The sequence below is a fragment of the Bacillus sp. 1NLA3E genome, from assembly GCF_000242895.2.
Taxonomy (GTDB): domain Bacteria; phylum Bacillota; class Bacilli; order Bacillales; family Cytobacillaceae; genus Bacillus_BU.
Window position 1 is genome coordinate 89033 of sequence record NC_021171.1, and the last position, 11725, is coordinate 100757.

Annotated in this window: 1 protein-coding gene, 9 tRNA genes and 6 rRNA genes; all 16 read left to right on the forward strand. The window is 50.2% G+C overall.

What is annotated here, in order from left to right; genetic code table 11:
• The first annotated feature begins 242 nt into the window (after nucleotides 1-242).
• The 16 genes from B1NLA3E_RS00440 (at nucleotide 243) to B1NLA3E_RS00515 (ending at nucleotide 11725) form a co-directional block, all read left to right on the forward strand.
• A 16S ribosomal RNA gene (locus B1NLA3E_RS00440) occupies nucleotides 243-1792 on the forward strand.
• Nucleotides 1793-1995: 203 nt separating this feature from the next.
• Nucleotides 1996-4932 (forward strand): 23S ribosomal RNA (locus B1NLA3E_RS00445).
• Between the two features lie 74 nt (nucleotides 4933-5006).
• Nucleotides 5007-5123 (forward strand): 5S ribosomal RNA (gene rrf / locus B1NLA3E_RS00450).
• Nucleotides 5124-5133: 10 nt separating this feature from the next.
• Nucleotides 5134-5209: transfer RNA gene (locus tag B1NLA3E_RS00455), tRNA-Val, on the forward strand.
• Between the two features lie 18 nt (nucleotides 5210-5227).
• Nucleotides 5228-5303, forward strand: a tRNA-Thr gene (locus B1NLA3E_RS00460).
• Between the two features lie 15 nt (nucleotides 5304-5318).
• A tRNA-Lys gene (locus B1NLA3E_RS00465) sits at nucleotides 5319-5394 on the forward strand.
• Nucleotides 5395-5409: 15 nt separating this feature from the next.
• Nucleotides 5410-5494, forward strand: a tRNA-Leu gene (locus B1NLA3E_RS00470).
• Between the two features lie 24 nt (nucleotides 5495-5518).
• Nucleotides 5519-5593, forward strand: a tRNA-Gly gene (locus tag B1NLA3E_RS00475).
• Between the two features lie 8 nt (nucleotides 5594-5601).
• Nucleotides 5602-5690 (forward strand) — tRNA-Leu (locus B1NLA3E_RS00480).
• Nucleotides 5691-5700: 10 nt separating this feature from the next.
• Nucleotides 5701-5777: transfer RNA gene (locus tag B1NLA3E_RS00485), tRNA-Arg, on the forward strand.
• A gap of 6 nt (nucleotides 5778-5783) precedes the next feature.
• Nucleotides 5784-5860: transfer RNA gene (locus B1NLA3E_RS00490), tRNA-Pro, on the forward strand.
• 14 nt (nucleotides 5861-5874) lie between these two features.
• A tRNA-Ala gene (locus B1NLA3E_RS00495) sits at nucleotides 5875-5950 on the forward strand.
• Between the two features lie 176 nt (nucleotides 5951-6126).
• Nucleotides 6127-7676 (forward strand): 16S ribosomal RNA (locus tag B1NLA3E_RS00500).
• A gap of 203 nt (nucleotides 7677-7879) precedes the next feature.
• Nucleotides 7880-10815: ribosomal RNA gene (locus tag B1NLA3E_RS00505) — 23S ribosomal RNA — on the forward strand.
• Nucleotides 10816-10889: 74 nt separating this feature from the next.
• A 5S ribosomal RNA gene (gene rrf / locus B1NLA3E_RS00510) occupies nucleotides 10890-11006 on the forward strand.
• The 16S, 23S and 5S rRNA genes sit together here with 9 tRNA genes alongside, the layout of an rRNA operon.
• A gap of 257 nt (nucleotides 11007-11263) precedes the next feature.
• Nucleotides 11264-11725 carry a CtsR family transcriptional regulator gene (locus B1NLA3E_RS00515; RefSeq protein WP_015591927.1) on the forward strand — a complete coding sequence of 154 codons (462 nt, stop codon included), beginning with the start codon at nucleotides 11264-11266 and terminating at the stop codon, nucleotides 11723-11725.

An 11725-nucleotide genomic window follows, 5' to 3' on the forward strand; every position in this document is an offset into this window, starting at 1 on the left:
TCAAAATGGTGCTATATTATTATCTGTTGCCACGATATAGCAACGAGATAAAAAAAGAATTTTAATAAAGTGTTGACTCGGTATTAACAGTGTGTTAGTATTAAAAAGTCGCTTTTGAGCGAAGTTGAGTCAAGTTGCTCTTTGAAAACTAAACAAACAAACGTCAACAATATTATTTTTTAATAGTGTGAATGACTTCGGTCATGACACTAGCCAACGTAACTTTTATGAGTCAATCAACTTTCTTGGAGAGTTTGATCCTGGCTCAGGACGAACGCTGGCGGCGTGCCTAATACATGCAAGTCGAGCGGATTGATGGGAGCTTGCTCCCTGATATCAGCGGCGGACGGGTGAGTAACACGTGGGCAACCTGCCTGTAAGACTGGGATAACACCGGGAAACCGGTGCTAATACCGGATAATCCTTTTCCTCTCATGAGGAAAAGCTGAAAGACGGTTTCGGCTGTCACTTACAGATGGGCCCGCGGCGCATTAGCTAGTTGGTGAGGTAACGGCTCACCAAGGCGACGATGCGTAGCCGACCTGAGAGGGTGATCGGCCACACTGGGACTGAGACACGGCCCAGACTCCTACGGGAGGCAGCAGTAGGGAATCTTCCACAATGGACGAAAGTCTGATGGAGCAACGCCGCGTGAGCGATGAAGGCCTTCGGGTCGTAAAGCTCTGTTGTTAGGGAAGAACAAGTATCGGAGTAACTGCCGGTACCTTGACGGTACCTAACCAGAAAGCCACGGCTAACTACGTGCCAGCAGCCGCGGTAATACGTAGGTGGCAAGCGTTGTCCGGAATTATTGGGCGTAAAGCGCGCGCAGGCGGTTCCTTAAGTCTGATGTGAAAGCCCCCGGCTCAACCGGGGAGGGTCATTGGAAACTGGGGAACTTGAGTGCAGAAGAGAAGAGCGGAATTCCACGTGTAGCGGTGAAATGCGTAGAGATGTGGAGGAACACCAGTGGCGAAGGCGGCTCTTTGGTCTGTAACTGACGCTGAGGCGCGAAAGCGTGGGGAGCAAACAGGATTAGATACCCTGGTAGTCCACGCCGTAAACGATGAGTGCTAAGTGTTAGAGGGTTTCCGCCCTTTAGTGCTGCAGCTAACGCATTAAGCACTCCGCCTGGGGAGTACGGCCGCAAGGCTGAAACTCAAAGGAATTGACGGGGGCCCGCACAAGCGGTGGAGCATGTGGTTTAATTCGAAGCAACGCGAAGAACCTTACCAGGTCTTGACATCCTCTGACACTCCTAGAGATAGGACGTTCCCCTTCGGGGGACAGAGTGACAGGTGGTGCATGGTTGTCGTCAGCTCGTGTCGTGAGATGTTGGGTTAAGTCCCGCAACGAGCGCAACCCTTGATCTTAGTTGCCAGCATTCAGTTGGGCACTCTAAGGTGACTGCCGGTGACAAACCGGAGGAAGGTGGGGATGACGTCAAATCATCATGCCCCTTATGACCTGGGCTACACACGTGCTACAATGGGTGGTACAAAGGGTTGCAAAACCGCGAGGTCGAGCCAATCCCATAAAACCACTCTCAGTTCGGATTGTAGGCTGCAACTCGCCTACATGAAGCTGGAATCGCTAGTAATCGCGGATCAGCATGCCGCGGTGAATACGTTCCCGGGCCTTGTACACACCGCCCGTCACACCACGAGAGTTTGTAACACCCGAAGTCGGTGGGGTAACCGTAAGGAGCCAGCCGCCTAAGGTGGGACAGATGATTGGGGTGAAGTCGTAACAAGGTAGCCGTATCGGAAGGTGCGGCTGGATCACCTCCTTTCTAAGGATATTGTCGTAAAGACAATCGGAACACAACACTTATAGTGATGTGATGTTGATGGTTTGTTTGTTTAGTTTTGAGAGAGCAATCTCTTAAAGCTTTTTTGTTCCTTGAAAACTAGATAATCGTAAGAAGAAGAATGTAAGACCGAGAAACACCACATTAGTTTTTTTCTCTCTTATATAATAAGAGATTAACCTTTAGGTTAAGTTAGAAAGGGCGCACGGTGGATGCCTTGGCACTAGGAGCCGATGAAGGACGGTACTAACACCGATATGCTTCGGGGAGCTGTAAGTAAGCTTTGATCCGGAGATTTCCGAATGGGGAAACCCACTGCTCGTAATGGAGTAGTATCTTTACCTGAATACATAGGGTATTGAAGGCAGACCCGGGGAACTGAAACATCTAAGTACCCGGAGGAAGAGAAAGCAAATGCGATTCCCTGAGTAGCGGCGAGCGAAACGGGAAATAGCCCAAACCAAGAGGCTTGCCTCTTGGGGTTGTAGGACACTCAATATGGAGTTACAAAGGAACGGGGTAAATGAAGAGGTCTGGAAAGGCCCGTCAAAGAAGGTAAAAACCCTGTAGTTGAAACTTCGTTCCCTCCTGAGTGGATCCTGAGTACGGCCGGACACGAGAAATCCGGTCGGAAGCAGGGAGGACCATCTCCCAAGGCTAAATACTACCTAGTGACCGATAGTGAACCAGTACCGTGAGGGAAAGGTGAAAAGCACCCCGGAAGGGGAGTGAAATAGATCCTGAAACCGTGTGCCTACAAGTAGTCAAAGCCCGTTAATGGGTGATGGCGTGCCTTTTGTAGAATGAACCGGCGAGTTACGATTACATGCAAGGTTAAGTTGATAAGACGGAGCCGCAGCGAAAGCGAGTCTGAATAGGGCGAATGAGTATGTGGTTGTAGACCCGAAACCAGGTGATCTACCCATGTCCAGGGTGAAGGTAGGGTAACACCTACTGGAGGCCCGAACCCACGCACGTTGAAAAGTGCGGGGATGAGGTGTGGGTAGCGGAGAAATTCCAATCGAACTTGGAGATAGCTGGTTCTCTCCGAAATAGCTTTAGGGCTAGCCTCACGTTGTAAGAGTCTTGGAGGTAGAGCACTGTTTGGACTAGGGGCCCTCATCGGGTTACCGAATTCAGACAAACTCCGAATGCCAAAGACTTATCCGTGGGAGTCAGACTGCGAGTGATAAGATCCGTAGTCAAAAGGGAAACAGCCCAGACCACCAGCTAAGGTCCCAAAGTATACGTTAAGTGGAAAAGGATGTGGAGTTGCTTAGACAACCAGGATGTTGGCTCAGAAGCAGCCACCATTTAAAGAGTGCGTAATAGCTCACTGGTCGAGTGACTCTGCGCCGAAAATGTACCGGGGCTAAACGTATCACCGAAGCTGTGGATTGACATCTTAGATGTCAGTGGTAGGAGAGCGTTCTAAGGGCGTTGAAGCTAGACCGTAAGGACTGGTGGAGCGCTTAGAAGTGAGAATGCCGGTATGAGTAGCGAAAGATGGGTGAGAATCCCATCCACCGAATGCCTAAGGTTTCCTGAGGAAGGCTCGTCCGCTCAGGGTTAGTCGGGACCTAAGCCGAGGCCGAAAGGCGTAGGCGATGGACAACAGGTTGATATTCCTGTACCACCTCTTTATCGTTTGAGCAATGGGGGGACGCAGAAGGATAGGGTAAGCGCGCTGTTGGATATGCGCGTCTAAGCAGTTAGGCTGGTAGCGAGGAAAATCCCGTTACCGTGAAGGCTAAGCTGTGATAGCGAGGGAAATATAGTACCGAAGTTCCTGATTTCACACTGCCTAGAAAAGCCTCTAGCGAGATAAAAGGTGCCCGTACCGCAAACCGACACAGGTAGGCGAGGAGAGAATCCTAAGGTGAGCGAGAGAACTCTCGTTAAGGAACTCGGCAAAATGACCCCGTAACTTCGGGAGAAGGGGTGCTCTTTAGGGTGAATAGCCTTGAAGAGCCGCAGTGAATAGGCCCAGGCGACTGTTTAGCAAAAACACAGGTCTCTGCAAAGCCGCAAGGCGAAGTATAGGGGCTGACGCCTGCCCGGTGCTGGAAGGTTAAGGGGAGAGGTTAGCCGCAAGGCGAAGCTTTGAACCGAAGCCCCAGTAAACGGCGGCCGTAACTATAACGGTCCTAAGGTAGCGAAATTCCTTGTCGGGTAAGTTCCGACCCGCACGAAAGGCGTAACGATCTGGGCACTGTCTCAACGAGAGACTCGGTGAAATTATAGTACCTGTGAAGATGCAGGTTACCCGCGACAGGACGGAAAGACCCCGTGGAGCTTTACTGTAGCCTGATATTGAATTTTGGTACAGCTTGTACAGGATAGGTAGGAGCCGTAGAAGCCGGAGCGCTAGCTTCGGTGGAGGCATTGGTGGGATACTACCCTGGCTGTATTGAAATTCTAACCCATACCCCTGATCGGGGTAGGAGACAGTGTCAGGTGGGCAGTTTGACTGGGGCGGTCGCCTCCTAAAGAGTAACGGAGGCGCCCAAAGGTTCCCTCAGAATGGTTGGAAATCATTCGTAGAGTGTAAAGGCACAAGGGAGCTTGACTGCGAGACCTACAAGTCGAGCAGGGACGAAAGTCGGGCTTAGTGATCCGGTGGTTCCGCATGGAAGGGCCATCGCTCAACGGATAAAAGCTACCCCGGGGATAACAGGCTTATCTCCCCCAAGAGTCCACATCGACGGGGAGGTTTGGCACCTCGATGTCGGCTCATCGCATCCTGGGGCTGTAGTCGGTCCCAAGGGTTGGGCTGTTCGCCCATTAAAGCGGTACGCGAGCTGGGTTCAGAACGTCGTGAGACAGTTCGGTCCCTATCCGTCGTGGGCGCAGGAAATTTGAGAGGAGCTGTCCTTAGTACGAGAGGACCGGGATGGACGCACCGCTGGTGTACCAGTTGTCTTGCCAAAGGCATAGCTGGGTAGCTATGTGCGGAAGGGATAAGTGCTGAAAGCATCTAAGCATGAAGCCCCCCTCAAGATGAGATTTCCCATAGCGCAAGCTAGTAAGATCCCTGAAAGATGATCAGGTTGATAGGTCAGAGGTGGAAGCGCGGTGACGTGTGGAGCTGACTGATACTAATCGATCGAGGACTTAACCAAAAACGGTGTTATTAGTTTTACAACTTCTTCTGCATTATCTAGTTTTGAGGGAATGAAAATTCCCAATTAAATAGTCTGGTGGCGATAGCGAGAAGGTCACACCCGTTCCCATACCGAACACGGAAGTTAAGCTTCTCAGCGCCGATGGTAGTTGGGGGTTCTCCCCCTGTGAGAGTAGGACGTTGCCGGGCTGTAATATATGGAGGATTAGCTCAGCTGGGAGAGCATCTGCCTTACAAGCAGAGGGTCGGCGGTTCGAGCCCGTCATCCTCCACCATATATTTTCCAAAAGTTTGCCGGGGTAGCTCAATTGGTAGAGCAACTGACTTGTAATCAGTAGGTTGGGGGTTCAAGTCCTCTCGCCGGCACCACTTAGTTTTTTGTACGAGCCATTAGCTCAGCTGGTAGAGCATCTGACTTTTAATCAGAGGGTCGAAGGTTCAAGTCCTTCATGGCTCACCATTTTTATTTGAATATGCGGGTGTGGCGGAATTGGCAGACGCACTAGACTTAGGATCTAGCGCCGCAAGGCGTGGGGGTTCGACTCCCTTCACCCGCACCATTTTCACAAAAAGAATATATAAACGCGGAAGTAGTTCAGTGGTAGAACATCACCTTGCCAAGGTGGGGGTCGCGGGTTCGAATCCCGTCTTCCGCTCCATTTTTTATGCCGGGGTGGCGGAACTGGCAGACGCACAGGACTTAAAATCCTGCGGTAGGTGACTACCGTACCGGTTCGATTCCGGTCCTCGGCACCATTTTAAATATGCGCCCGTAGCTCAATTGGATAGAGTATCTGACTACGAATCAGAAGGTTGTAGGTTCGACCCCTGTCGGGCGCACCATAAATACGGGAAGTAGCTCAGCTTGGTAGAGCACTTGGTTTGGGACCAAGGGGTCGCAGGTTCGAATCCTGTCTTCCCGACCATTCAATCTTCATTTGGGGCCTTAGCTCAGCTGGGAGAGCGCCTGCTTTGCACGCAGGAGGTCAGCGGTTCGATCCCGCTAGGCTCCACCAAATAAATAGTTGACAAGTCTTTATGAAATATGTTACTATTATAAAGTTGCTTATGCAGCTATTGCAAGTTGCTCTTTGAAAACTAAACAAACAAACGTCAACAATATTATTTTTTAATAGTGTGAATGACTTCGGTCATGACACTAGCCAACGTAACTTTTATGAGTCAATCAACTTTCTTGGAGAGTTTGATCCTGGCTCAGGACGAACGCTGGCGGCGTGCCTAATACATGCAAGTCGAGCGGATTGATGGGAGCTTGCTCCCTGATATCAGCGGCGGACGGGTGAGTAACACGTGGGCAACCTGCCTGTAAGACTGGGATAACACCGGGAAACCGGTGCTAATACCGGATAATCCTTTTCCTCTCATGAGGAAAAGCTGAAAGTCGGTTTCGGCTGACACTTACAGATGGGCCCGCGGCGCATTAGCTAGTTGGTGAGGTAACGGCTCACCAAGGCGACGATGCGTAGCCGACCTGAGAGGGTGATCGGCCACACTGGGACTGAGACACGGCCCAGACTCCTACGGGAGGCAGCAGTAGGGAATCTTCCACAATGGACGAAAGTCTGATGGAGCAACGCCGCGTGAGCGATGAAGGCCTTCGGGTCGTAAAGCTCTGTTGTTAGGGAAGAACAAGTATCGGAGTAACTGCCGGTACCTTGACGGTACCTAACCAGAAAGCCACGGCTAACTACGTGCCAGCAGCCGCGGTAATACGTAGGTGGCAAGCGTTGTCCGGAATTATTGGGCGTAAAGCGCGCGCAGGCGGTTCCTTAAGTCTGATGTGAAAGCCCCCGGCTCAACCGGGGAGGGTCATTGGAAACTGGGGAACTTGAGTGCAGAAGAGAAGAGCGGAATTCCACGTGTAGCGGTGAAATGCGTAGAGATGTGGAGGAACACCAGTGGCGAAGGCGGCTCTTTGGTCTGTAACTGACGCTGAGGCGCGAAAGCGTGGGGAGCAAACAGGATTAGATACCCTGGTAGTCCACGCCGTAAACGATGAGTGCTAAGTGTTAGAGGGTTTCCGCCCTTTAGTGCTGCAGCTAACGCATTAAGCACTCCGCCTGGGGAGTACGGCCGCAAGGCTGAAACTCAAAGGAATTGACGGGGGCCCGCACAAGCGGTGGAGCATGTGGTTTAATTCGAAGCAACGCGAAGAACCTTACCAGGTCTTGACATCCTCTGACACTCCTAGAGATAGGACGTTCCCCTTCGGGGGACAGAGTGACAGGTGGTGCATGGTTGTCGTCAGCTCGTGTCGTGAGATGTTGGGTTAAGTCCCGCAACGAGCGCAACCCTTGATCTTAGTTGCCAGCATTCAGTTGGGCACTCTAAGGTGACTGCCGGTGACAAACCGGAGGAAGGTGGGGATGACGTCAAATCATCATGCCCCTTATGACCTGGGCTACACACGTGCTACAATGGGTGGTACAAAGGGTTGCAAAACCGCGAGGTCGAGCCAATCCCATAAAACCACTCTCAGTTCGGATTGTAGGCTGCAACTCGCCTACATGAAGCTGGAATCGCTAGTAATCGCGGATCAGCATGCCGCGGTGAATACGTTCCCGGGCCTTGTACACACCGCCCGTCACACCACGAGAGTTTGTAACACCCGAAGTCGGTGGGGTAACCGTAAGGAGCCAGCCGCCTAAGGTGGGACAGATGATTGGGGTGAAGTCGTAACAAGGTAGCCGTATCGGAAGGTGCGGCTGGATCACCTCCTTTCTAAGGATATTGTCGTAAAGACAATCGGAACACAACACTTATAGTGATGTGATGTTGATGGTTTGTTTGTTTAGTTTTGAGAGAGCAATCTCTTAAAGCTTTTTTGTTCCTTGAAAACTAGATAATCGTAAGAAGAAGAATGTAAGACCGAGAAACACCACATTAGTTTTTTTCTCTCTTATATAATAAGAGATTAACCTTTAGGTTAAGTTAGAAAGGGCGCACGGTGGATGCCTTGGCACTAGGAGCCGATGAAGGACGGTACTAACACCGATATGCTTCGGGGAGCTGTAAGTAAGCTTTGATCCGGAGATTTCCGAATGGGGAAACCCACTGCTCGTAATGGAGTAGTATCTTTACCTGAATACATAGGGTATTGAAGGCAGACCCGGGGAACTGAAACATCTAAGTACCCGGAGGAAGAGAAAGCAAATGCGATTCCCTGAGTAGCGGCGAGCGAAACGGGAAATAGCCCAAACCAAGAGGCTTGCCTCTTGGGGTTGTAGGACACTCAATATGGAGTTACAAAGGAACGGGGTAAATGAAGAGGTCTGGAAAGGCCCGTCAAAGAAGGTAAAAACCCTGTAGTTGAAACTTCGTTCCCTCCTGAGTGGATCCTGAGTACGGCCGGACACGAGAAATCCGGTCGGAAGCAGGGAGGACCATCTCCCAAGGCTAAATACTACCTAGTGACCGATAGTGAACCAGTACCGTGAGGGAAAGGTGAAAAGCACCCCGGAAGGGGAGTGAAATAGATCCTGAAACCGTGTGCCTACAAGTAGTCAAAGCCCGTTAATGGGTGATGGCGTGCCTTTTGTAGAATGAACCGGCGAGTTACGATTACATGCAAGGTTAAGTTGATAAGACGGAGCCGCAGCGAAAGCGAGTCTGAATAGGGCGAATGAGTATGTGGTTGTAGACCCGAAACCAGGTGATCTACCCATGTCCAGGGTGAAGGTAGGGTAACACCTACTGGAGGCCCGAACCCACGCACGTTGAAAAGTGCGGGGATGAGGTGTGGGTAGCGGAGAAATTCCAATCGAACTTGGAGATAGCTGGTTCTCTCCGAAATAGCTTTAGGGCTAGCCTCACGTTGTAAGAGTCTTGGAGGTAGAGCACTGTTTGGACTAGGGGCCCTCATCGGGTTACCGAATTCAGACAAACTCCGAATGCCAAAGACTTATCCGTGGGAGTCAGACTGCGAGTGATAAGATCCGTAGTCAAAAGGGAAACAGCCCAGACCACCAGCTAAGGTCCCAAAGTATACGTTAAGTGGAAAAGGATGTGGAGTTGCTTAGACAACCAGGATGTTGGCTCAGAAGCAGCCACCATTTAAAGAGTGCGTAATAGCTCACTGGTCGAGTGACTCTGCGCCGAAAATGTACCGGGGCTAAACGTATCACCGAAGCTGTGGATTGACATCTTAGATGTCAGTGGTAGGAGAGCGTTCTAAGGGCGTTGAAGCTAGACCGTAAGGACTGGTGGAGCGCTTAGAAGTGAGAATGCCGGTATGAGTAGCGAAAGATGGGTGAGAATCCCATCCACCGAATGCCTAAGGTTTCCTGAGGAAGGCTCGTCCGCTCAGGGTTAGTCGGGACCTAAGCCGAGGCCGAAAGGCGTAGGCGATGGACAACAGGTTGATATTCCTGTACCACCTCTTTATCGTTTGAGCAATGGGGGACGCAGAAGGATAGGGTAAGCGCGCTGTTGGATATGCGCGTCTAAGCAGTTAGGCTGGTAGCGAGGAAAATCCCGTTACCGTGAAGGCTAAGCTGTGATAGCGAGGGAAATATAGTACCGAAGTTCCTGATTTCACACTGCCTAGAAAAGCCTCTAGCGAGATAAAAGGTGCCCGTACCGCAAACCGACACAGGTAGGCGAGGAGAGAATCCTAAGGTGAGCGAGAGAACTCTCGTTAAGGAACTCGGCAAAATGACCCCGTAACTTCGGGAGAAGGGGTGCTCTTTAGGGTGAATAGCCTTGAAGAGCCGCAGTGAATAGGCCCAGGCGACTGTTTAGCAAAAACACAGGTCTCTGCAAAGCCGCAAGGCGAAGTATAGGGGCTGACGCCTGCCCGGTGCTGGAAGGTTAAGGGGAGAGGTTAGCCGCAAGGCGAAGCTTTGAACCGAAGCCCCAGTAAACGGCGGCCGTAACTATAACGGTCCTAAGGTAGCGAAATTCCTTGTCGGGTAAGTTCCGACCCGCACGAAAGGCGTAACGATCTGGGCACTGTCTCAACGAGAGACTCGGTGAAATTATAGTACCTGTGAAGATGCAGGTTACCCGCGACAGGACGGAAAGACCCCGTGGAGCTTTACTGTAGCCTGATATTGAATTTTGGTACAGCTTGTACAGGATAGGTAGGAGCCGTAGAAGCCGGAGCGCTAGCTTCGGTGGAGGCATTGGTGGGATACTACCCTGGCTGTATTGAAATTCTAACCCATACCCCTGATCGGGGTAGGAGACAGTGTCAGGTGGGCAGTTTGACTGGGGCGGTCGCCTCCTAAAGAGTAACGGAGGCGCCCAAAGGTTCCCTCAGAATGGTTGGAAATCATTCGTAGAGTGTAAAGGCACAAGGGAGCTTGACTGCGAGACCTACAAGTCGAGCAGGGACGAAAGTCGGGCTTAGTGATCCGGTGGTTCCGCATGGAAGGGCCATCGCTCAACGGATAAAAGCTACCCCGGGGATAACAGGCTTATCTCCCCCAAGAGTCCACATCGACGGGGAGGTTTGGCACCTCGATGTCGGCTCATCGCATCCTGGGGCTGTAGTCGGTCCCAAGGGTTGGGCTGTTCGCCCATTAAAGCGGTACGCGAGCTGGGTTCAGAACGTCGTGAGACAGTTCGGTCCCTATCCGTCGTGGGCGCAGGAAATTTGAGAGGAGCTGTCCTTAGTACGAGAGGACCGGGATGGACGCACCGCTGGTGTACCAGTTGTCTTGCCAAAGGCATAGCTGGGTAGCTATGTGCGGAAGGGATAAGTGCTGAAAGCATCTAAGCATGAAGCCCCCCTCAAGATGAGATTTCCCATAGCGCAAGCTAGTAAGATCCCTGAAAGATGATCAGGTTGATAGGTCAGAGGTGGAAGCGCGGTGACGTGTGGAGCTGACTGATACTAATCGATCGAGGACTTAACCAAAAACGGTGTTATTAGTTTTACAACTTCTTCTGCATTATCTAGTTTTGAGGGAATGAAAATTCCCAATTAAATAGTCTGGTGGCGATAGCGAGAAGGTCACACCCGTTCCCATACCGAACACGGAAGTTAAGCTTCTCAGCGCCGATGGTAGTTGGGGGTTCTCCCCCTGTGAGAGTAGGACGTTGCCGGGCAAATGAAGAACAACTCATTGAGTTGTTCTTTTTTTTGTATATAAAAATATCCGAAGGTATGATAAAAGAAAACCGTTAACGAGTTCCATCATAGAGAGGAAATCTTTTTAAAAAATCCTCACCCATAACCCCTAAAGTTTGTTTGAGAAAAGTCAAAATGGAGACAATGGATTAATGGTTCAATTAATTGCAAAAAGATATATCAATCATGTATAATCAAAGTCAAATATAGTCAAAGTCAGATAGGGGGAGGTTTGATGAGGAATATCTCAGACATAATTGAAGATTATTTAAAGACGGTGTTGGAGCTGAGTGAAAAAGAAATTGTTGAGATTAAAAGAAACGAAATCGCTGACAAATTTCAATGTGTACCCTCCCAAATAAACTATGTCATAAATACACGATTTACAGTTGAGAGAGGCTACTTAGTCGAAAGTAAACGAGGCGGTGGCGGATATATTCGGATTATTAAAGTACAAACACATGATTTGGTTCATTTAATTGATCATTTAATTTCTCTAATAAATAGCCACGTTTCACAAAGTAGCGCAGAAGATGTTATCTATCGCCTAGTTGAAGAAGAGATCATCACAAACCGTGAAGCTAAAATCATGTTGAGTGTAATCGATCGTTCTGTTCTTTATATTGATCTCCCATATCGAGATGAATTACGGGCAAGAATGTTAGTCGCAATGTTAACCACTCTTAAATATAAATAA